Raw genomic sequence first — 21431 nt, forward strand, 5'->3', positions numbered from 1 at the left:
AGGTCATCGTCAAGATTCATTTCGCAAAACCCCTATCTGCGTATGCAGGTAGGGGTTTTGTCTTTGTGGGCAAAAAAACTCGACCTGTTCGAATCACTGCGGGAGCGGGCACGCCCGCTCCTGCGGCCTGATGGCGTTCGGCCGTTTCATGTACGCGTGATATCGTTCCCCTCTCAGCCATCAGCGCCTCCAGAGACCTTCCGATGCTCAACACCGCCCATCTCCATCCTGGCTTCATGATCGTCCACGGCAACCGCCTCGACGACCTGCGTAGCCTGGTAGTGAGCTGGATGCGTCGCTACCCGCTGGCGCCTCTGGAAAACGAAATTGCCCTGGTGCAAAGCAATGGCATCGCCCAATGGCTCAAGCTGGCCCTGGCTGAAGATCCGCTGGAAGATGACCAAGGCGGCTGCGGCATCGCCGCTGCAATCGATGTACAACTGCCCGGTAGCTTTATGTGGCAGCTCTACCGCAGCGTGCTTGGCCGTAGCGAAATCCCCGAAGTGTCTCTGCTCGACAAGGCACCCCTGACCTGGCGCCTGATGCGCCTGTTGCCAGCACTCATCGAGCGCCCGCATTTCGAGCCACTGCGGCGCTTCCTCACCGATGACAGTGACTTGCGCAAGCGCTACCAGCTCGCCGAGCGCCTGGCCGACCTGTTCGACCAGTACCAGGTCTACCGTGCCGATTGGCTCAAGGACTGGGCCACTGGTGAGCACGCCATCAACACGGCCCGCGGCGAGCGCAAAGTTTTGCCGCCAGGCAACCGCTGGCAAGCCGAGCTGTGGCGAGCATTGCTGGAGGATGTTGGCGAGCAAGGCATGGCGCAAAGCCGCGCCGGGGTACACCAACGTTTCATCGAGCGCATCAACAGCCTGGAGCAGGCGCCTGCAGGGCTGCCACCGAGGGTGATCGTGTTCGGTATCTCTTCGCTGCCGGCCCAGGCCCTGGAAGCGCTGGCAGGCCTGTCGCGTTTCAGTCAGGTATTGCTGTGCGTACACAACCCATGCCGCCACCACTGGGCCGATATCGTCGCCGACAAGGACCTGCTGCGCCACCAGTACAAACGCCAGCAACGCAAGCAAGGCATGCCCCTGCAACTGGACGACCAGACGCTGCACCAGCATGCCCACCCGTTGCTGGCAGCCTGGGGTAAACAAGGCCGCGACTACATCAACCTGCTCGACAGCTATGATGACCCAGGCAGCTATCAGGGCGTGTTCAGCGACGGCCGCATCGACCTGTTCAGCGACGGTTCGCCCACCACGCTGCTCAACGAACTGCAGGACGACATCCTGGAGTTGCGCCCGCTCGCTGAGAGCCGCGAACGGTGGCCGCCAGTCGACACCACAAAAGACCGCTCGATCCGCTTCCATATCGCGCACAGCCCGCAACGTGAAGTGGAGATCCTCCACGACCAGCTGTTGGCCCGCTTCAGCGCCGACCCGACTTTGCGCCCGCGCGACGTGATCGTCATGCTGCCGGACATCGACACTTATGCGCCGCATATCCGCGCCGTCTTCGGCCAGTTGCAGCGCAACGACCCGCGCTACATCCCGTTCACCCTGACAGACCAAGGCCAGCGTGGTCGCGAGCCTTTGCTGATCGCGCTTGAGCACCTGCTCAAACTGCCTGACAGCCGCTTCGCGGTCAGCGAAGTGCTCGACCTGCTGGACGTGCCGGCAGTCCGCGCCCGCTTCGGCATCCGCGAAAACGACCTGCCCACGCTGCACCGCTGGATCGAGGGCGCTGGCATCCGTTGGGGCCTTGACGCCGAGCAGCGGGCGAGCCTGGGCTTGCCCGCCGGGCTTGAACAGAACAGTTGGCGTTTCGGCCTGCGCCGCATGCTGTTGGGTTATGCCGTGGGGGTGGGTGAGGCCTGTGATGGCATTGAACCCTACGATGAAATCGGTGGCCTGGACGCGGCACTGATCGGCCCGCTGGTCGCGTTGCTCGATGCGCTCGAAGTCGCCTGCCAGGCCCTGTCCGAGCCTGCCACCGTCAGCCAGTGGGGCGAGCGACTACATGCCTTGCTGCACGTGTTCTTCCTCGCCGAGGACGAGGGTGATGAATTCCTGTTGATGCAGTTGCAGGATCTGCGTGATAGCTGGCTTGAGGTGTGCGAGACCGTCGGCCTGCACGACCCCCTACCGCTTACCGTGGTGCGTGAAGCCTGGCTGTCGGGCCTCGATCAGGGCAAGCTGTCGCAACGTTTCCTCGCCGGCTCGGTCAACTTCTGCACACTCATGCCCATGCGCGCGATCCCGTTCAGGGTGGTCTGCCTGCTGGGCATGAACGATGGCGACTACCCGCGTGCGCAGCCACCGCTAGACTTCGACCTGATGGCCAGCGACTATCGCCCCGGCGACCGCTCACGCCGCGAAGACGACCGTTACCTGTTGCTTGAAGCGCTACTGTCAGCACGTGATCAACTGTATGTCAGCTGGGTCGGGCGCAGTATCCGCGACAATAGCGAACGCCCGGCCTCGGTGCTGATCGGCCAGTTGCGCGATCACATCGCTGCGGGTTGGCATTTGGCCGACGCGCAGCAGGGCCAGCCCGCGAAACCGGGCGAGCAACTGTTGCACGCACTGACCCAGGAGCACCCGCTGCAGCCGTTCAGCCCTCGGTACTTCCAGAAGGGCAGCCCACTGTTCAGCTATGCCCATGAATGGCAGGTGCTGCACCAGCAGGGTGAGGCAGACGAGCAGAGCGAGCCGGGCTTGCCGCCTTATCAGGACGCTGAAGCCCTGAGTCTGCACCAGCTGAATGACTTCTTGCGCCACCCGGTACGGCACTTCTTCAGCCAGCGTTTGAAGGTGTACTTTGAGGCGCTGGAAGCGCCGACCCCGGACGAAGAGCCCTTCGTCCTCGATACCCTGCAACGCTACGGCGCCAGTGAAAGCCTGCTTGGCGCCGCCTTGGCCGAACCGGACAACGCCGAACAGGCCTTGCGCGCCCAGGCCCGACGGCTGCAGGCCTGCGGTTTGCTGCCGCTAGCAGGTTTCGGCGAACTGCTGCAAAACGAGTTGATCGAACCGCTGCCGGACCTGCTGCAACGTCACCAGCAATTGCTGCAACGCTGGCCACAGCTGGTCGAGGGCGCTTTGCCGGTGCATTTCGAGCACGGTCAGCACCGCCTGGAGGGCTGGCTGGGGCGGGTGTTCCAGGCGGAAGATCAGAGCCTTCTCAGCATCACCACAGTACCCAACACCATCAGTGCCGGGCGCAACAACCTCAAGTGGCATCGCCTTATCGCGCCCTGGGTTACGCATTTGGCGGCCTGTGCAGCGGGCTACCCCTATAACAGTGCATTGGTAGCCAGTGACCTGACCCTGTTGCTTGCACCGCTGCCGCAAGCGCTGGCCGCGCAACTGCTGGGCGACCTGTTGGTGGCCCGTCAGGCGGCAATGAATGCGCCGTTGCCAGTCGCGGCCAAGACCGCGTTCGCCTGGTTGGCCCAGGACGATGCCGTTAAAGCCATGGCCGCAGCAGCTCGCGCCTACGAAGGCGACGAACGCACCAGCTTTGGCGAGCGGAGTGAAAGCATTGCCTTGGCCCGCCAGTTCCGGGACTTTGCAGCACTCACTGCTGACGAAACGTTTGAAGGCTGGTGCGAAACCTTGTATCGCCCGTTGTTCACCGCCCCTTGGCAGACCTTGGGCAACCCGGAGAAAGGCGCATGACCCAGGACCGTCCTCTGGCACTGAGTTTCCCCCTGCACGGTAGCCAGCTGATCGAGGCCAGCGCCGGCACGGGCAAGACCTTCACCATTTCGGCGCTGTACCTGCGCCTGATCCTCGGTCACGGTGGCGAACAGGGCTTCGAGCGCGAGCTGCTGCCACCGCAGATCCTCGTGGTGACCTTCACCGACGCCGCCACCAAAGAGCTGCGCGAGCGTATCCGCGCCCGCCTGGCTGAAGCCGCACGGTTCTTCCGTGGCGAGCTGGAAGGCGCCGATCCGCTGTTGCACCAACTGCGTGACGATTACCCACAAGAGACTTGGCCGCGTTGCGCCGGCCGGTTGGAAATCGCCGTGCAGTGGATGGACGAGGCTGCGGTATCGACCATCCATGGCTGGTGCCAGCGCATGCTGCGCGAGCATGCCTTCGACAGCGGCAGCCTGTTCACCCAGACCCTGGAAACCGACCACAGCGAGTTGTTGGGCCAGGTCATGCGCGATTACTGGCGGCGCTTCTGCTATGGGATGCAAGGTGACGCACTGGCCTGGGTGCGCGGCAACTGGGGGAGCCCCGACGCTTTGCTGCCACGCATTCGCCCACTGTTCGGCCGTGTGCGCGCCCAGCAGAATGGGCCAGAGCCCGCTGCGTTGATCCAGGCATCGCTGCAGCAACGTGGCGCACAGTTGGCCCGGATCAAGGCGCCATGGGCACAGTGGGCCGAGGAACTGCGGCAAATCTGCCGCGATGCGCTGGCCGCCAAACAGGTCGACGGCCGCAAGATGCAAGCCCGTTACTTCGAGCCCTGGTTCGACAAGCTCTGCGCTTGGGCCAGCGATGAGCAACTGGTAGAGCTCGACTTGGGCACTGGCTTTACGCGGCTGACCCCGACGGGCATGGCCGAGGCCTGGAAGGGAGAACCTCCCGAGCACCCAGCCCTCAACGCCATGCAGCACTTGCAGCAGCAACTGCAGGCACTGGACAGCCCGGATGCTCCGCTGCTCGAGCACGCCGCCAGTTGGGTATCGGCGCGTTTCGAAGTGGAGAAGCGCCGGCGTGCAGAAATGGGCTTCGACGACATGCTCGTGCGCTTGCAGCACGCGCTCGCCAGCGAGGCCGGCGAGCGCCTGGCCAGCCTGATCCGTGAGCAGTTCCCGGTAGCGCTGATCGACGAATTCCAGGACACCGACCCGGTTCAGTACGGCATTTTCGAGCGCATCTACCAGATCAGCGAAAACCGCGCAGAAACCGGCCTGTTCATGATCGGCGACCCCAAGCAGGCGATCTACGCCTTCCGGGGTGCCGACATCTACACCTACCTTGCCGCGCGACGCGCTACCAGCGGCCGCCTGCACAGCCTGGACACCAACTACCGCTCCAGCAAAGCCATGGTGGCGGCGGTCAACCAGGTGTTCCTGCAGGCCGAGGCGCGTGAAGCGGGGCGGGGTGCATTCCTGTTCCGCGAGGCCGATGACAACCCGCTGCCATTCATCGAGGTGCGCGCCAAGGGGCGTGGCGAACAGCTGCTGATTGACGGTGAAGTCAGTGCAGCCCTGCAATGCTGGCAGCTGGAAAGTGAAGAGCCAGTCTCCAGCAGCGTTTACCGCCAGCAACTGGCCGCCAGTTGCGCCAGCCATATTGTGGCCTTGCTCAATGGCGGCCAGCAGGGCACGGCGGGTTTCCAGAATGCCGAAGGCGAATTGCGCGCTTGCTTGCCCTCGGACATCGCCATCCTGGTGCGCGATGGTCATGAGGCGCAGATGGTCCGCGCCGAACTGGCCGCACGCGGGGTGCGCAGCGTCTACCTGTCTGACAAGGACTCGGTGTTTGCCGCCCAGGAAGCCCACGACCTGCTGGCCTGGCTGAAGGCCTGCGCCGAGCCTGACTCAGAGCGCCTGCTCAAGGCTGCTTTGGCCAGCCTTACACTGGGCCTGTCGCTGGCTGCGCTGGACCGGCTTAACCAGGACGAGCGGGTCTGGGAAAGCTGGGTGATGCGTTTTCGCCTGTACCGCGACACCTGGCAGCGCCAGGGGGTGTTGCCGATGTTGCGCCACTTGCTGCATGACTTCCAGCTACCGCGCACGCTGATCCGCCGCAGTGATGGCGAGCGGGTGCTGACCAACCTGCTGCACCTGGCCGAGCTGCTGCAGCAGGCCGCCGGCGAGCTGGACGGCGAACAGGCGCTTATCCGCCACCTGGCCGAGCACCTCGCCAGTTCCGGTCAGGCCGGTGAAGAGCAGATCCTGCGCCTGGAGAGCGACGAACAGTTGGTCAAGGTGGTGACCATCCACAAGTCCAAGGGCCTGGAATATCCCTTGGTCTACCTGCCATTCATCTGCACCAGCAAACCGGTGGATGGTAGCCGTCTGCCGCTGGCCTGGCATGACAGCGAAGGTAATGCCCACCTCACCCTCACACCCGATCAGGAGCAGATCGAGCGAGCTGACGACGAGCGCCTGGCCGAAGACCTGCGCCTGCTCTACGTGGCCCTGACCCGCGCCCAGCATGCTTGCTGGCTGGGTGTTGCCGACCTCAAGCGCGGTAATTTGAAGAGCTCGCAGCTGCACCGCTCGGCGTTTGGCTACCTGCTGGGGGGCGGCCTTGCCTTGGCTGGTTCGGCGCAGCTGACGGACTGGTTGCAGGCTCTGGCGGCAAGTTGCCCGCACATCAGTTGCCCAGGCCTGCCGCAGGCGGATGAGCAGATGTATCGCATGCCACACGCCGAACGTGAGCTGTTGCCAGCACGCAGGCCACGCCATGCGGCTGCCGAGCACTGGTGGATCGCTTCGTACAGTGCCCTTCGTGTCGGCGACCAGACACTCGGCGCCGACAGCTCGCAGGCCCAGCAACTGCTGGATGACGAGGTGCCCGATGCCCAGGTGTTGCGCGAGGTCCCGGCCGACAGCGGCGATATCCATCGCTTCCCACGGGGGCCTAACCCCGGCACCTTCCTCCATGGTTTGCTGGAGTGGGCAGGTCGTGAGGGCTTCAGCGAGGTCAGCGCTAACCCTCAACTGATCGAGCGCACCGTTGGCCAGCGCTGCAACCGCCGTGACTGGGCCGGCTGGATCCCCACCCTGAGCCACTGGATGCAGCGTTTGCTGGGCGAGGCGTTGCCGCTGCCGGGCAGCGACCAGAGCGTAACGCTGGGCCAGCTGCGTCATTACCAGATCGAAATGGAATTCTGGTTCGCTAGCCACCGGGTCGACGCAGAACAACTCGATCGCCTGGTGGCCCGCCACACCCACCCCGGTCTGGCGCGCCCAGCAGCGCAGCCGACAGTGCTCAACGGCATGTTCAAAGGGTTCATCGACCTGGCGTTCGAGCTGGACGGGCGTTACTACGTGACCGACTACAAGTCCAACTGGCTGGGTGCGGACATCCAGGCCTACGATGCCATGGCCATGGAAAAGGCGATTCTTGAGCACCGCTACGACCTGCAGTATGTGCTGTACCTGCTGGCCCTGCACCGGCAGTTGCGCGCGCGGCTGGCGGACTACGATTATGACCGCCATGTTGGCGGCGCCCTGTTCATCTTCCTGCGCGGTGCCAGCAGCAGCGGCCACGGCGTGTACCACGCCAAGCCACCGCGTGAGCTGATCGAAAGCCTCGATGCACTGTTCCGTGGCGAGCACGCGCCGGTACAGCAGGACCTGTTTGCCGGAGTTGCGCCATGAGCCGAAGCCTTGTCGACCTGTTGCCCACCCCGTTGCACGCAGAGCACCTGCTGGCGCTGGCACCACAGCACAACAGCGCTGATCTGCTGCAATTACTCGACCGCTGGGTTGAGCGGGGCTGGCTACGTGCCCTGGACCGCGCGTTCGTGTCGTTCCTGGAGGAGCGTGCCCCCGGCAGTGATCCCTTACTATTGCTGGCAGCGGCGCTGGCCAGCCACCAACTGGGGCACGGACATGTCTGCCTCGACCTGCAACAAACCTTGGCCGAGCCGGATTTCGCCCTCTCGTTGCCGCCGGAAGGTGACGCCCTTATCGGCCCTTTGCTACTGCCATCGCAACTGCTGGCCAACCTTGACTTGAATGCCTGGCTTCAGCGCATCAGCGCCAGCCCGCTGGTGGCCGCAGGTGATACGCCTGGCCAGCAAGCGCGGCCACTGGTACGCAGTGGCGAGCGCCTTTACCTGCGCCGTTACTGGAGTTACGAGCGGCGCATCGACCAGGCCCTGCGCCAGCGCCTGAGTCAGGCCGAAGCACCGCCTGCGGACCTGCCAGAGCGCCTGGCGCAACTGTTCGAGGGCGGTGCGCCAGCTGGCCAGGTGGACTGGCAGAAGCTCGCCTGCGCCTTGGCCACCCGGGCCGGTTTCAGCATCATCACTGGCGGACCCGGCACCGGCAAGACAACCACCGTGGTGCGCCTGCTGGCGTTGCTGCAGGCGCCGGCAGTGGAGCAGGGCAGGCCACTGCGCATCCGCCTGGCTGCGCCGACCGGCAAGGCCGCTGCGCGCCTGACCGAATCCATTGGCCAGCAAGTCGAGCGCCTGCAAGTCAGCGCCGAAGTACGCGGGCAAATCCCCACTGAAGTCAGCACCGTGCATCGCCTGCTCGGCAGCCGCCCGGGCTCGCGGCATTTCCGCCATCATGCTGGCAACCCGTTACCGTTGGACGTGCTGGTGGTCGACGAAGCGTCGATGATCGACCTGGAAATGATGGCCAACCTGCTCGATGCCTTGCCGCCGCGGGCGCGTCTGGTGCTGCTGGGCGACAAGGACCAGTTGGCCTCGGTCGAGGCCGGCGCGGTACTGGGTGACCTGTGCCGGGATGCTGAGGAGGGCTTTTACTCGCCGGCGACTGCAGCGTGGCTTCAGCAGGTCAGTGGCGAGTCGCTGGCCGGCAGTGGCCTCAAGGCCGGCGATGAGCAGCGTCACCCGCTGGCCCAGCAGGTGGTGATGCTGCGTTTTTCACGGCGTTTCGGTGAAGGCAGCGGAATTGGCCAGCTGGCCAGACTGGTCAATCGTCAGGACGCTCACGCGGCGCGCAACCTGCTGGCCGCGCCGCCTGCCGACGTGCACAGCCTGTCGCTCAAGCACGAACAGGATCGTGCGTTCGACCGCCTGTTACTCGACGGCCTGAACCGCGGTACCGATGGACCGCAAGGCTACCGCAGCTACCTGCGCACCCTTGGCCGTTACCGGCCGGCACTTGATACCGCCTTTGACGACCCCGCCTGGGAGCAATGGGCGGGCAAGGTGTTGCGCAGTTTCGAGGATTTCCAGTTGCTGTGCGCGGTGCGCCGGGGCGCCTGGGGTGTCGAAGGCCTCAACGAGCGGGTGGCGCGGGTGCTGCACAATGCCGGTCTGATCGACAGTCATCAGCCCTGGTACGAAGGGCGCCCGGTGTTGGTGACCCGCAACGACTACGGCCTTGGCCTGATGAACGGTGACATCGGTATTGCCCTGCGCCTGCCGGATGAGCATGGCCAGCCGCTGCTGCGTGTGGCGTTCCCGCGCAACGACGGCAGTGGTGGTGTGCGATTCGTTCTGCCGAGCCGGCTCAACGAAGTGGAAACGGTGTTCGCCATGACCGTGCACAAGTCGCAAGGCTCGGAGTTCAGCCACACAGCCCTGGTGCTGCCGGAGGCGCTCAACCCGGTGCTGACCAAGGAACTGGTGTACACCGGCATCACTCGGGCCAAGCACTGCTTCAGCCTGGTCGAGCCACGGCAAGGCATTTTCGAAGAAGCGGTGGCGCGCAAAGTACGGCGTATTTCCGGGTTGATGCTCGAGCAGGTCTAGGGCCATGAGACCCATTACACGTGGCTGCAGGCTCATACAATAAAGCGGCCATGTGCTATCGTTGCGCCGATATCGGAAGGGGCTTAAAGGGATTTCCCACATGAACGTGGCCGCAAGGCGAGTGACAAGCTGTGCGCTTTCGCTATTGCTGGCCGTCCTGTTCCTTTCTGCAGGCGCTGCCCAGGCAGACCCCGGCACAACCGCCGCCCAGGCACAGCAACGCGCCAAGGCGGTCACCCAGGTAGTATTGGGTATCTTCAGTTACGCCCGCTGGCCCGTCGAACCTTATCCTTTACGCCTGTGCCTGGTCGGCCCGACCGAGTACGCCGACGATCTCATCAAGGGCCATGTCCAGGCGTCTGGCAGACCGCTGCAGGTGCGGCGCCTGCTGGCAGAGGACACCCAAGTCGCCCAGGCCTGCGATGCCCTCTACATTGGCAAGCTTGACCAGGGCCAGCGCGATCGGCTGTTCCAGCGTATCGGCGGCCACCCGGTGCTGAGCATCAGCGAGGCGGATGACCCCTGCACGGTCGGCAGCCTGTTCTGCCTGCGGGTCAGCGACCAGCAGGTGGCCTTTGAAGTCAATCTCGACTCGGTGGCACGCTCTGGCGTGCGCATTCACCCCAGCGTGCTGCAATTGTCGCGGCGCCGGGCGGAGCAGCCATGAAGCCGACCCGCAAGCGTACCGTACGCCCGACCCTGCGATCGGTGCTAGGCCGTGGCCACCTCAGCGTCGCTCTGCTTGCCGTTGGCCTGGCGGGTATCTCCCTCACCCTGCTGGGCGTGCTCGCCCTGCGTGTCTATGCCAACCATAACCTGCAGTTGATCGCCCGCTCGATCAACTACACGGTAGAGGCAGCGGTGGTGTTCGATGACAGCGCCGCCGCCAATGAATCGCTGGCGCTGATTGCCAGTACCGAAGAAGTGGCCGAGGCCAAGGTCTTCAACAACGAGGGCGAGCAACTGGCGCACTGGCAACGCGACAATACGGGCATGCTCGCGCAGCTGGAGGTGCAGGTTGCCAGCGCCTTGCTGGATGAGCCGGTCATGTTGCCGATCGTGCACCAACAACAGCAGGTCGGGCACATCGAGCTGGCAGGCCAGGGCAGGAGCCTGTTGCTGTTCCTGCTCAGTGGCTTGGCCGGTATCCTGTTCTGCACGGTCCTCAGCGCCTTGGCTGCCCAGTATCTGTCGCGGCGCCTGCTCAACGATATCACCCGCCCGCTGCGTGGCCTGGCCAGTGTCGCCCATGCCGCCCGCCGCGAGCGCAGCTTCGACCGGCGCGTGCCAGAAGCGCCGATTGCCGAGCTGAACGAGCTGGGTAACGACTTCAATGCCCTGCTGGATGAACTGGAGGTGTGGCATAGTCACCTGCAGAGCGAAAACCAGACCCTGGCCCATCAGGCCAGCCACGACAGCCTGACCGGCTTGCCCAACCGCGCCTTCTTTGAAGGGCGCCTAAGCCGCAGCGTGCTGAATGCGGCGCGTCAGCAGGACCACCTGGCACTGCTGTTCCTCGACAGCGACCACTTCAAGCAGATCAACGACACCCTCGGCCACGCCGTGGGTGACGAGGTGTTGATCAGCGTGGCCGAACGTGTGCGCGCCCAGCTGCGCGAGCAAGACCTGGTGGCGCGCCTGGGGGGCGACGAGTTTGCTGTGCTGCTGACGCCTTTGCATACGCGCAAGGACGCCGAACACATTGCCGAGAAGATAGTTGCCAGCATGAAGCTGCCGGTGCAACTGGACAGTGGCCTCAGTGTCTCCACCTCGCTAAGTGTCGGAATTGCCTATTACCCGGATGACGGCGCTGACCCCGCCAGTCTTCTGAATGCCGCCGATGCGGCAATGTACCAGGCCAAGCGCAAACGCCGTGGCCATTGGCAAGCGGCGCAGATGGAACGGTCCGCCAACGAAATCAGGAACAGGAGTTGAACCCGTGATGCAAGCTTTACGTTTTCCGCTTTGGGCCTTGTTGCTCGCCCTGCTGGCGCTGACGGGGTGCCAGAGCGCCCCCCCGAAAGGCCTTACCCCAGAACAGATTGCCGTGCTCAAGCGCGAAGGTTTCACCCCGACCGATGAAGGTTGGGCCTACGACTTGTCTGGCAAAGTGCTGTTCGGCAGCGATCTGGACAGCCTCAACGGCCAGAGCCAGGCGATTGTCGAGCGCATCGGCAAGGCGCTGCTCGGCGTTGGTATCCAGGGCGTGCGGGTGGACGGGCATGCCGACTCGTCGGGCAAAGCAGCGTACAACCAGCAGCTGTCCGAGCGCCGCGCGCAGAGCGTGACCAAAGCGCTGGTCGGGGTTGGCATGCAGGCGCAGAACATTCAGAGCCGTGGCCTGGGCAGCAGCCAGCCGGTGGCGGACAACCGCACCAGTGCAGGGCGTACCGAGAACCGTCGGGTGTCCATCGTGGTAGCGTCCTACTGATCGTTGCCGCTCGGGCTGTCACATATCCCCTGTAGGCGCTGGCAACGCGGCCTGGCACCGGCTTCGCCGGTGTTCGCGGGCAAGCCCGCTCCTACAGGGGCTGTGTTGCCTTCGGAAATGCGCAGGCCCATCAGTCCTGGGCGAAGCGCATCTCGCGGGTTTGCCCCATCAACAATGGCGCATTCGCCTCGGTCACCCCGCGGATGTAATCCCACAGCAGGGTAATGCGTTTCAACTTGCGCAAATCCTCCCGGCAATACATCCAGAACTGCCGCGTCACTTCGATCTCCTCCGGCAGCACCGTGACCAATCGCGGGTCCTGCGCAGCGAGGAAGCACGGCAATATCGCCAGCCCACGCCCCTGCAGCGCTGCCGTGTACTGCGCGATCACGCTGGTACTGCGCAAGTGCGCGCTGGCGTTGGGAATCAGGTTGGCCAGGTACAGCAGCTCGGAGCTGAACGCCAGGTCATCCACGTAACTGATGAAGGGGTGTTTGGCCAGATCCGTCACCTGGCGGATCGGCGTGTGGCTGTCCAGGTAGCCCTGGGTGGCATACAGCCGCAGGCGGTAGTCGCACAGCTTGCAGCACACATAAGGCCCGTGCTCGGGCCGCTCCAGCGCGATGACGATGTCCGCCTCACGCTTGGAGAGGCTGATGAAGTGCGGCAGCGGCAGGATGTCCACCGAAATCGCCGGGTAGGCGTCGACGAAGTGGCTTAGCTGCGGCGTGATGAAAAAGCTGCCAAAGCCCTCCGTGCAGCCCATGCGCACATGGCCCGACAACGCCACCCCCGACCCGGACACCTGCTCGCAAGCCATGTGCAGCGTGCTCTCGATCGACTCGGCATAGCCCAGCAGGCGCTGGCCCTCGGCGGTCAGCACAAAGCCGTTGGTCCGCGACTTTTCGAACAGCAAGGTGCCCAGCGCGCCCTCCAGCGAGCTGATGCGTCGCGACACGGTGGTGTAGTCCACGCTCAGCCGTTTGGCGGCACTGCTGGCCTTGCGGGTGCGAGCCACTTCGAGGAAGAACTTCAAATCGTCCCAGTTGAGCGCGCTCAGGGATGTGAGGTCTTTTTGCATGATGATCCGGTTTTTTTGTGCGTTCTTGTTGGATGTTTGCACATCTATACTCGAAACAAGCCTCAGGACGCCACCTTGCGTTTGCCCGGCGCTGGCGATCTCGTCCCGACAACAATTCCAAGGAGAACGCAGATGAACGCACCGCAATCCCCTAACAGCACCAAGGTCGAGCAGGTCAAGCTGCTGATCGACGGCCAGTGGGTCGAGTCCAAAACCACCGAATGGCGTGACATCGTCAACCCGGCCACCCAAGAGGTGCTGGCGCGCGTACCGTTCGCCACCGTCGAGGAAGTCGACGCAGCCGTGGCCGCTGCTCACCGCGCTTTCCAGACGTGGCGTAACACCCCGATCGGCGCGCGCATGCGCATCATGCTCAAGCTGCAGGCACTGATCCGCGAACACACCAAACGCATTGCCCAGGTGCTCAGCGCCGAGCAGGGCAAGACCCTGGCCGACGCTGAAGGCGATATCTTCCGCGGCCTGGAAGTGGTCGAGCATGCGGCGTCCATTGGCACCCTGCAGATGGGCGAATTTGCCGAGAACGTCGCCGGCGGTGTCGATACCTACACCCTGCGCCAGCCGATCGGCGTATGCGCTGGCATCACCCCGTTCAACTTCCCGGCAATGATCCCGCTGTGGATGTTCCCCATGGCCATCGTTTGCGGCAACACGTTCGTGCTCAAACCGTCCGAGCAGGACCCGCTGTCGACCATGCTGCTGGTCGAGCTGGCGCTGGAAGCTGGCGTACCGGCCGGCGTGCTGAACGTGGTGCACGGCGGCAAGCAGGTGGTGGATGCCATTTGCACCCACCAGGATATCAAGGCGATTTCCTTCGTTGGCTCTACTGAAGTCGGCACGCACGTGTACAACCTCGGCAGCCAGCATGGCAAGCGTGTGCAGTCGATGATGGGCGCCAAGAACCACGCGGTGGTGCTGCCTGATGCCAACCGCACGCAAACCATCAATGCGCTGGTCGGTGCTGCCTTTGGCGCGGCGGGCCAGCGCTGCATGGCCACCTCGGTGGCGGTGTTGGTGGGCAAGGCCCGCGAATGGTTGCCGGATATCAAGGAGGCTGCCAGCAAGCTCAAGGTCAATGCTGGCTGTGAGCCGGGCACCGACGTTGGCCCGGTGGTATCCAAGCGTGCCAAGGAGCGTGTGCTGGGCCTGATCGAAAGCGGTATCAAGGAAGGCGCCAAGCTGGAACTTGACGGCCGTGACGTCAAGGTGCCGGGCTACGAGCAAGGCAACTTCGTCGGCCCGACCCTGTTCTCGGGGGTGAAGACCGACATGCAGGTGTATACCCAGGAAATCTTCGGCCCGGTGCTGGTGACCCTGGAAGTCGATACGCTCGACGAGGCCATCGCCCTGGTCAACGCCAACCCGTTCGGCAACGGCACCGGCCTGTTCACCCAGAGCGGCGCTGCGGCCCGCAAGTTCCAGAGCGAAATCGATATCGGCCAGGTCGGCATCAACATCCCGATCCCGGTACCCGTCCCGTTCTTCAGCTTCACCGGCTCGCGGGGTTCCAAGCTCGGTGACCTCGGGCCGTACGGCAAGCAAGTGGTGCAGTTCTACACTCAGACCAAGACCGTCACTGCTCGCTGGTTCGATGACGACAGCGTCAACGACGGTGTGAACACCACCATTAGCCTGCGCTAAGGAGTACGTCATGCGTATCGCATTCATCGGCCTGGGCAACATGGGCGCGCCCATGGCCCGCAACCTGATCAAGGCCGGGCATCAGCTGAACCTGTTCGACCTGAACAAGGCCGTGCTGGCCGAGCTGGCAGAACTGGGCGGGCAGATCAGCCCCTCGCCCAAGGACGCGGCGGCCAACAGCGAGCTGGTGATCACCATGCTGCCGGCCGCAGCCCATGTGCGTAGCGTTTACTTGAACGAGGACGGCGTACTGGCCGGCATTCGTCCTGGCACGCCGACCGTTGACTGCAGCACCATCGACCCGCAGACCGCACGTGATGTGTCCAAGGCCGCAGCGGCAAAAGGTGTGGACATGGGGGATGCGCCGGTTTCCGGTGGTACTGGCGGCGCGGCGGCCGGCACCCTGACGTTCATGGTCGGCGCCAGTACCGAGTTGTTTGCGAGCCTCAAGCCGGTACTGGAGCAGATGGGCCGCAACATCGTGCACTGCGGGGAAGTCGGTACCGGCCAGATCGCCAAGATCTGCAATAACCTGCTGCTAGGCATTTCGATGATCGGCGTGTCCGAGGCCATGGCCCTGGGGAACGCGCTGGGTATCGATACCAAGGTGCTGGCCGGCATCATCAATAGTTCGACCGGGCGTTGCTGGAGCTCGGACACCTACAACCCGTGGCCGGGCATCATCGAAACCGCTCCGGCATCGCGTGGCTACACCGGTGGCTTTGGCGCCGAACTCATGCTCAAGGACCTCGGGCTGGCTACCGAAGCGGCACGCCAGGCACACCAACCGGTGATTCTCGGTGCCGTGGCCCAGCAGTTGTACCAGGCCATGAGCCTGCGAGGCGAGGGGGGCAAGGACTTCTCGGCCATCGTCGAGGGTTATCGCAAGAAGGAGTGATGCAAGAGGTGGACTTCATCGCGGGCCAGGTGGCCTTCCCTCTGTAACTGCGCACCAGAGGGAAGGGCGCCTGCTCCGCGATTTTTTTCGTCCACGCCCACAGGTATTGCGCGGCAGTGGTAGGAGCGGGTTCACCCGCGAATGCTGCAGAAACCTCACCGCCGCATTCGCAGGTAAACCCGCGCCTGCAAATTAGGCGAACACGAAATACTTACGTACAGTCTCGACCACTTCCCAGGTACCTTTCATGCCTGGCTCGATCACGAACACATCACCCGCTTTCAGGTGTTTCGGTTCTTCGCCTTCCGGGGTGATGATGCAATAGCCATCGAGGAAGTGGCAGAACTCCCATTTATCGTAGTTGACCTCGAACTTGCCCGGGGTGCAGATCCAGGTGCCCATGATCTTGCTGCCGTCGGCCGACAGGTAGGCATTGAGGTTGACGGTGTGCGGATCGCCGCCGATGCGCTTCCACTTGGTGGCGTCCACGACCGGCGTCGGGCAGGTTTCGCGCAGGACGGTGATGAAATCGGACATGGCACAACTCCTGGTGACTGGCTGAATGACTGGTCACCATAGGCCCAACGGCCGAGCCGCAGTTGCCTGGGCTCGACGTCCAGGTGTCTGACCGCGCTATGCCAGGCGGTTTACCTCGACAGTGATGTGCGCCAACTCTTCGTGCACGGCCAGGGCCTGGCGCACGCTGTCGGCGTTCAGCGCGGCGTGGGTGGCCAGACCAAGAATGCAGGCGTATTGGTCCTTGCCCACCCGCCACACGTGCAGGTCGGTGATGCTGGCCGGCACCGGCAACTGCGTGACCACTTCGCGGATTTCTTCCACCACTGGCGCGTCCATCTCCGCATCCAGCAGCACCCGCCCGGTATCGCGCAGCAGGCCGCGGGCCCACAGCGCCACCAGCAACGCACCCACCAGGCCCATGACTGGGTCGAGCCAGCTGGCGCCCCAGAACTTGCCGGCCAGCAGGGCCACGATTGCCAGCACCGACGTAGCGGCGTCGGCCATCACATGCAGGTAGGCCGAGCGCAGGTTCAAGTCGTGATGGTGGTAGTCAGGGTGATGATCGTCGCCATGGTGATCATGATGGTGATGGTCATCGCGCAGCAGCCAGGCGCAGATCAGGTTGACGGCCAGGCCCACCACCGCGATTAAGATTGCCTCGTCATAATGGATTGGTCCCGGTGCCAACAGCCGTTCCACCGACTGGAACACCATCAGCCCGGCCACGCCCAGCAAAAGCAAGGCGCTTGAGTAGCCGCCGAGAATCTCGATCTTCCAGGTGCCGAAGGCAAAGCGCCGGTCACCTGCATAGCGCCGAGCGGCAGCGTAGGCCAGCAAGGACAGGCCAAGTGCCAGAGCGTGGGAGCTCATGTGCCAGCCGTCGGCCAGCAGCGCCATGGAGTTGAAGTACCAGCCTCCGGCAACCTCCGCCACCATCATCACTGCGGTCAGCCAAACCGCCAGGCGGGTTTTGCGCTCAGCGCCCAGGTTGCTGGTGTGGAACTGGTGGCTGTGCTGCCAGCGGTCTGAGGTTTGTGTCGCCATGGTTTATCATGCTCCCGGAAGATCGAGAAGAATACTATACCCCAGTATACCTAGCATGGTGTGAAACCCAATGGCACATACCCTGAAGAGCAAGAAGCAGCTGTTGACCCGGGTGCGCAAGATCAAAGGCCAAGCCGCCGCCCTGGAGACGGCGCTGGAGCAGGACAAGGACTGCCTGGCGATCCTGCAGCAGATCGCTGCCGTGCGCGGCGCGGTGAACGGGCTGATGGCCGAGGTGATGGAAGGGCACATCCGCGATCACCTCGTGGCGGACGGCCTGAGTGCCGAGGAACGGCAGGACGAGGCAGACAAGGTGGCAGCGTTGCTGCGTTCATATCTGAAGTAGGAGGTCGCCGTACCCTTTCACGAATACCCCAGGGGGGTATCAATACCTTCACGGTCCGAGCGGTACGCGAACGAGTTTGTGGAAGCAGGCCAGCGAAGGCTGTCAGTGGGTAAGGGTGGATACCAGTCCGGCGGCATAGCCTGGTAATGCCGCGAAATCCCGCGCGCACACCAGCAGCCGGCGGTTGGCCCATGGCTCCTGCAGCGCCACCCAGTGCAACGGCAGCATGCCTTGCCAACGCTGCACCGCTGCCAGCGGCACCACCCCGATTCCAGCCCCGCCCGCGACCATGCGGATCACCCCATCAAACCCCTCCGCACGCACCCGAACCTGCATGCGCTGCCCCTCGTGCAGCGCTTGCTCTTCCAGGTACAACCCCAATGCACTGCCGGCCCCCAGGCCGACATAGCCATGGGCCAGGCTGTCGACGAAACTTGGCGCCAGCGCACTGGCCAGGGGGTGGCCCGGTGGAGTCACTAGCACCAGCGGGTCGTCTCGAAACGGCCGGGTCTGCAGGTGCTCGCTGGGGGCGGCTGTGGACACGATGCCCAAGTCGGCCATGCCTTGGGTAATTGCCTGCACGATGCGCAAACTCGGCAGCTCTTGCACATCCACGCTGACGCCCGGGTTTTCAGCCAGGTAGCTGGCCAGCAGTTCGGGCAGGTATTCGGTCAGCGCAGCGGTGTTGCACAGCAGGCGCACCTGGCCTTGCTGCCCTTGTGCGTATTGGCCCAGGTCGAACTGCAGGCGTTCGACCTGCTGCGTTATCAGCCGTGCATGTTGCAACAATGCCTGGCCAGCCGGCGTTGGTTGTACGCCACGGCGGTTACGTTCCAGCAAGGGAATGCCCAGCGATGCTTCCATGGCGCGGATGCGCGCACTGGCCGCTGGCAGCGACAGATGGCTGCGGCCGGCGCCGGCGGTAATGTTGCCGCACTCCACGGTGTGCTGGAACAGCTTGAGGTCGATCAGGTCGAAATGCATGTGGCTCTGTCCGGGCAAGAGGCTGGCTGAGTATATGGCAGATTCTAACGTCGCCCGGGGCACGGCATCATCGGCCCATGACTACCTTGCTCGCTTTCTACCAGAACATTGGCCCGGCACTGTCGTTGCTGGTTGTACTGACCTTTCTGCTGGCTGGCGCAGTGAAGGGGGTCATCGGCCTGGGCCTGCCGACCATTGCCATGGGCCTGTTGGGCCTGGCTATGCCGCCGGCGCAGGCTGCCGCGTTGTTGATCGTGCCCTCGACACTCACCAACCTGTGGCAGCTGGCCAGCGGCGGGCACCTGCGAGGGTTGTTGGTCCGCCTGGGGCCGATGCTGGCATTGATTCTTGTCGGCACCTTGCTGGGCAGCGCCTGGCTGGGAATCAACACTGGCCCCTGGGCTGCGCATGCGCTGGGGGGCGCCTTGCTGGTCTATGCGTTGTATGGGGTGGTCGGCCCGGGCTTGCAGGTAGCCCCGGGACACGAGCGTTGGCTGGGACCGCTTTGCGGTCTGGTCACGGGCGTTGTCACCGCGTCGACCGGGGTGTTCGTGATGCCAGCGGTGCCTTACCTGCAGAGCCTGGGCTTGAGCCGCGAGCAGATGATCCAGGCCCTGGGCCTGTCGTTTACGGTGTCGACCCTGGCCTTGGCCCTAGGCCTGGCCGGGCAGGATGCCTTGGGTGGCCAGGCGCTGGGGGCGTCGCTGCTGATGCTGGCGCCGGCCTTGCTCGGCATGCTGGCGGGCCAGTGGCTGCGTCAGCGGATCAGCGCGCTGCTGTTCAAGCGTTGCTTTTTCATCGGCCTGGCCGCCCTCGGCGGCCACCTGCTGATCAACGGTTAGCGGACGAAGCGCTGAGCATGTCGACCCTCTGGATATCGAAATCGCGCTCCAGGTAATCCATGCGTTTTTCGAAGAAGGCAGCCATGTGCGTGAGGGCCGAGTGCACGTCCAGCGCGGCCTTGTCGGCCCACACTTCGAAGAACACAAACAGGCTCGGGTCCTGCTGGTCGCGCAGCATGTGGTATTCGATGCAGCCGGGTTCCTGGCGGCTTGGCTCGACGTAGGGACGGAACAGGTTTTCGAACGCATCAGCCATTTCCGGGCGGGTCTTGGCTTTGAGGATAAAGGCGAACGGCTCACTCATGGGGCGCTACTCGGTGATGGGTGGAGACGGTATTTTAAGGCAATAATGTATTGCCCATTCGTGACTTCTGGTCAATTGTATTTTGCCCCGTCACCGCTGTATCCCGCCTCCGCGAGCCTCTAACCTTCCGGCATCAATTTTTGATTCGGCCGTGGAGGCCAGCATGAAAAAGATCCTTCTGCTCAACGGTGGTAAACAGTTCGCTCACTCCGAAGGCCGTCTCAACGCGACCTTGCACGAAGCGGCTATCGCTCACCTGGACCACGCCGGCTTCGACGTGCGCCAGACGTTCATCGATGGCGGCTACGACGCCCAGGAAGAGGTGGAGAAATTCCTCTGGGCCGATGTGGTGATCTATCAGATGCCCGGCTGGTGGATGGGCGCGCCGTGGACCGTGAAGAAGTACATCGACGACGTGTTCACTGCCGGCCACGGCAGCCTGTATGCCAATGACGGTCGTACCCGTTCGGACCACTCGCAGAAATACGGCAGCGGTGGTCTGGTGCACGGCAAGCAATACATGTTGTCGCTGACCTGGAACGCGCCGCAGCAGGCGTTCGATGACCCCAGCGATTTCTTTGAAGGCAAGGGGGTGGATGCCGTGTACTTCCCGTTCCACAAGGCCAACCAGTTCCTGGGTATGACCGGCCTGCCGACCTTCCTGGCTGTGGATGTGATGAAGCGCCCGGATGTGCCGGCGGCGTTGGCAGCTTATGAGGCCCATCTGGACAAGGTGTTTGGCAAGGCACAGTAATTTTATGTCTGTACCAGCCTCTTCGCGGGCTTGCCCGCTCCCACAGGTATTACGCAGGTTTCAAGGACTTTGCAGTACTTGTGGGAGCGGGCAAGCCCGCGAATAGGCCCGTACAGGCGCCGCTGGACTTGGCCTCGACAAGCGGTTATCTAATCCTTGCACAGACCAACCACAGGCCCTGATGTGAAAACCCGATCCGAAGAACTCCAGGTATTCGTCGCCGTCATCGACTGCGGCTCGATTTCCGCTGCTGCCGAGCAGATGGGCCAGACCCCGTCTGCCGTCAGCCGCACCCTTTCGCGCCTGGAGGGCAAGCTGGGCACCACGCTGGTCAACCGCACCACCCGGCGCATGGACCTTACCGAAGAGGGGCGCTACTTTCTTGAGCGCTCGCGGCTGATCCTGCAGCAGATGGACGAGATGGAAGAGCGTCTGTCGATGAACCGCCAGACCCCGACCGGGCGATTGCGCATCAATGCCGCTGCGCCGTTCATGCTGCATGCCATCCTGCCCTGGATCGGCGAGTTCCGCCGCCAGTACCCAGGCATCGAGCTGGAGCTCAACACCGACGATTTGATCATCGACCTGCTGGAGCAGAGCACTGATGTGGCGATCCGTATCGGAGAGCTGGCCGACTCCAGCCTGCACGCGCGCAGCCTGGGTTGCAGTCCGGTGCAGGTGCTGGCCAGTCCGGCCTACCTGGAGCAGCACGGCACGCCACGGCAGGTCGAGGAGCTGGCCGACCACTGTCTGCTCGGCTTCAGCCAACCTGAGTCGCTCAATCACTGGCCGCTACGCCACGCTCAGGGCGATCGCTGGAGCATCCGCCCGGCGCTGGTCGCTTCCAGCGGCGAAACCCTGCGCCAGCTGGCGTTGGCCGGGGAGGGCATCGTCAGCCTGTCGCACTTCATGACCCACGAAGATATCCGCGCAGGGCGCCTGCAGGTGCTGCTGAGCGAGGCCAACAATGGCTACCGTCAGCCGATCCACGCGGTGTATTACCGCAACACCCAGTTGGCGCTGCGCATCCAGTGCTTCCTGGATTTCATCCAGCGCAAGCTGGCGATGTACGCGTGCTGAGTTGCCTGATCGCGACAAATCCTGTCCACAGGCGGCGAAACTTCCGACGGTTGATTGCAC

The 21431-nt window shown here is 63.7% G+C and carries 17 protein-coding genes; 12 read left to right on the forward strand and 5 right to left on the reverse strand.

Going from position 1 to position 21431, the window contains the following annotated elements; genetic code table 11:
• Positions 1-203 precede the first annotated feature (203 nt).
• The 6 genes from recC (at position 204) to QYE47_RS18270 (ending at position 11860) form a co-directional block, all read left to right on the forward strand.
• Positions 204-3686: an exodeoxyribonuclease V subunit gamma gene (gene recC / locus QYE47_RS18245; protein ID WP_014592379.1), complete on the forward strand. Its 3483-nt coding sequence runs from the start codon at positions 204-206 to the stop codon at positions 3684-3686.
• On the forward strand, positions 3683-7357 hold the full coding sequence (gene recB, locus QYE47_RS18250; RefSeq protein WP_019438861.1) for an exodeoxyribonuclease V subunit beta: 3675 nt from the start codon (positions 3683-3685) through the stop codon (positions 7355-7357). The genes recC and recB overlap by 4 nt, the downstream gene beginning before the upstream one ends.
• Positions 7354-9429 (forward strand): exodeoxyribonuclease V subunit alpha, encoded by a 2076-nt coding sequence (gene recD / locus QYE47_RS18255; protein ID WP_019438860.1) that lies wholly within the window; start codon positions 7354-7356, stop codon positions 9427-9429. Before recB ends, recD begins: the two co-directional genes overlap by 4 nt.
• A gap of 100 nt (positions 9430-9529) precedes the next feature.
• A complete protein-coding gene (locus QYE47_RS18260) occupies positions 9530-10096 on the forward strand; it encodes a YfiR family protein (RefSeq protein WP_070384348.1) in 567 nt (188 codons plus the stop codon).
• A complete protein-coding gene (locus QYE47_RS18265; RefSeq protein WP_070384347.1) occupies positions 10093-11364 on the forward strand; it encodes a diguanylate cyclase in 1272 nt (423 codons plus the stop codon). Before QYE47_RS18260 ends, QYE47_RS18265 begins: the two co-directional genes overlap by 4 nt.
• Positions 11365-11368: 4 nt before the next feature.
• Entirely contained in the window at positions 11369-11860 is a 492-nt protein-coding gene (locus QYE47_RS18270) for an OmpA family protein (RefSeq protein WP_019438858.1), read from the forward strand.
• A gap of 130 nt (positions 11861-11990) precedes the next feature.
• Here QYE47_RS18270 and QYE47_RS18275 read toward each other — a convergent pair whose 3' ends face one another.
• Entirely contained in the window at positions 11991-12941 is a 951-nt protein-coding gene (locus QYE47_RS18275) for a LysR family transcriptional regulator (protein WP_014592372.1), read from the reverse strand.
• 132 nt (positions 12942-13073) lie between these two features.
• On the opposite strand from QYE47_RS18275, the gene QYE47_RS18280 reads away from it, so the two are divergent.
• Together QYE47_RS18280 and mmsB are read left to right on the forward strand one after the other, a co-directional pair.
• Entirely contained in the window at positions 13074-14600 is a 1527-nt protein-coding gene (locus QYE47_RS18280; RefSeq protein ID WP_003251574.1) for a CoA-acylating methylmalonate-semialdehyde dehydrogenase, read from the forward strand.
• Between the two features lie 10 nt (positions 14601-14610).
• On the forward strand, positions 14611-15498 hold the full coding sequence (gene mmsB, locus QYE47_RS18285) for a 3-hydroxyisobutyrate dehydrogenase (protein ID WP_019438857.1): 888 nt from the start codon (positions 14611-14613) through the stop codon (positions 15496-15498).
• Between the two features lie 192 nt (positions 15499-15690).
• Here the strand turns inward: mmsB and QYE47_RS18290 are convergent, their stop codons facing one another.
• Together QYE47_RS18290 and dmeF are read right to left on the reverse strand one after the other, a co-directional pair.
• Entirely contained in the window at positions 15691-16035 is a 345-nt protein-coding gene (locus QYE47_RS18290) for a cupin domain-containing protein (protein WP_003251579.1), read from the reverse strand.
• Between the two features lie 96 nt (positions 16036-16131).
• On the reverse strand, positions 16132-17061 hold the full coding sequence (gene dmeF, locus QYE47_RS18295; RefSeq protein ID WP_070384346.1) for a CDF family Co(II)/Ni(II) efflux transporter DmeF: 930 nt from the start codon (positions 17059-17061) through the stop codon (positions 16132-16134).
• 70 nt (positions 17062-17131) lie between these two features.
• Here dmeF and QYE47_RS18300 point away from each other — a divergent pair, with 70 nt between their 5' ends.
• Entirely contained in the window at positions 17132-17407 is a 276-nt protein-coding gene (locus QYE47_RS18300) for a metal/formaldehyde-sensitive transcriptional repressor (RefSeq protein WP_003251584.1), read from the forward strand.
• Between the two features lie 102 nt (positions 17408-17509).
• Here QYE47_RS18300 and QYE47_RS18305 read toward each other — a convergent pair whose 3' ends face one another.
• Positions 17510-18391, reverse strand: coding sequence for a LysR family transcriptional regulator (locus QYE47_RS18305; RefSeq protein ID WP_070384345.1), 882 nt, complete (start codon positions 18389-18391; stop codon positions 17510-17512).
• Between the two features lie 77 nt (positions 18392-18468).
• Here QYE47_RS18305 and QYE47_RS18310 point away from each other — a divergent pair, with 77 nt between their 5' ends.
• Positions 18469-19233, forward strand: coding sequence for a sulfite exporter TauE/SafE family protein (locus tag QYE47_RS18310; RefSeq protein WP_014592367.1), 765 nt, complete (start codon positions 18469-18471; stop codon positions 19231-19233).
• On the opposite strand, the gene QYE47_RS18315 is transcribed toward QYE47_RS18310, so the two are convergent.
• Positions 19223-19537, reverse strand: coding sequence for a putative quinol monooxygenase (locus QYE47_RS18315; protein ID WP_070384344.1), 315 nt, complete (start codon positions 19535-19537; stop codon positions 19223-19225). The genes QYE47_RS18310 and QYE47_RS18315 overlap by 11 nt on opposite strands.
• A gap of 163 nt (positions 19538-19700) precedes the next feature.
• Between QYE47_RS18315 and QYE47_RS18320 the strand changes: the two genes are divergently transcribed.
• Together QYE47_RS18320 and QYE47_RS18325 are read left to right on the forward strand one after the other, a co-directional pair.
• A complete protein-coding gene (locus QYE47_RS18320; RefSeq protein ID WP_014592365.1) occupies positions 19701-20291 on the forward strand; it encodes an NAD(P)H-dependent oxidoreductase in 591 nt (196 codons plus the stop codon).
• 183 nt (positions 20292-20474) lie between these two features.
• Positions 20475-21371, forward strand: a complete 897-nt coding sequence (locus tag QYE47_RS18325) for a LysR family transcriptional regulator (protein ID WP_070384343.1) — start codon at positions 20475-20477, stop codon at positions 21369-21371.
• The last annotated feature ends 60 nt before the right edge of the window (positions 21372-21431 follow it).

It is taken from the genome of Pseudomonas sp. 2,4-D, assembly GCF_030418155.1.
Lineage (GTDB): Bacteria > Pseudomonadota > Gammaproteobacteria > Pseudomonadales > Pseudomonadaceae > Aquipseudomonas > Aquipseudomonas alloputida.

Excerpts from the sequence above, each read along its gene's own strand:
- recC (WP_014592379.1), top strand. The coding sequence starts at position 204 with ATGCTCAACACCGCCCATCTCCATCCTGGCTTCATGATCGTCCACGGC.
- recB (WP_019438861.1), top strand. The coding sequence starts at position 3,683 with ATGACCCAGGACCGTCCTCTGGCACTGAGTTTCCCCCTGCACGGTAGC.
- recD (WP_019438860.1), top strand. The coding sequence starts at position 7,354 with ATGAGCCGAAGCCTTGTCGACCTGTTGCCCACCCCGTTGCACGCAGAG.
- QYE47_RS18260 (WP_070384348.1), top strand. The coding sequence starts at position 9,530 with ATGAACGTGGCCGCAAGGCGAGTGACAAGCTGTGCGCTTTCGCTATTG.
- QYE47_RS18265 (WP_070384347.1), top strand. The coding sequence starts at position 10,093 with ATGAAGCCGACCCGCAAGCGTACCGTACGCCCGACCCTGCGATCGGTG.
- QYE47_RS18275 (WP_014592372.1), bottom strand. The coding sequence starts at position 12,941 with ATGCAAAAAGACCTCACATCCCTGAGCGCGCTCAACTGGGACGATTTG.
- QYE47_RS18280 (WP_003251574.1), top strand. The coding sequence starts at position 13,074 with ATGAACGCACCGCAATCCCCTAACAGCACCAAGGTCGAGCAGGTCAAG.
- mmsB (WP_019438857.1), top strand. The coding sequence starts at position 14,611 with ATGCGTATCGCATTCATCGGCCTGGGCAACATGGGCGCGCCCATGGCC.
- QYE47_RS18290 (WP_003251579.1), bottom strand. The coding sequence starts at position 16,035 with ATGTCCGATTTCATCACCGTCCTGCGCGAAACCTGCCCGACGCCGGTC.
- dmeF (WP_070384346.1), bottom strand. The coding sequence starts at position 17,061 with ATGGCGACACAAACCTCAGACCGCTGGCAGCACAGCCACCAGTTCCAC.
- QYE47_RS18300 (WP_003251584.1), top strand. The coding sequence starts at position 17,132 with ATGGCACATACCCTGAAGAGCAAGAAGCAGCTGTTGACCCGGGTGCGC.
- QYE47_RS18305 (WP_070384345.1), bottom strand. The coding sequence starts at position 18,391 with ATGCATTTCGACCTGATCGACCTCAAGCTGTTCCAGCACACCGTGGAG.
- QYE47_RS18310 (WP_014592367.1), top strand. The coding sequence starts at position 18,469 with ATGACTACCTTGCTCGCTTTCTACCAGAACATTGGCCCGGCACTGTCG.
- QYE47_RS18315 (WP_070384344.1), bottom strand. The coding sequence starts at position 19,537 with ATGAGTGAGCCGTTCGCCTTTATCCTCAAAGCCAAGACCCGCCCGGAA.
- QYE47_RS18320 (WP_014592365.1), top strand. The coding sequence starts at position 19,701 with ATGAAAAAGATCCTTCTGCTCAACGGTGGTAAACAGTTCGCTCACTCC.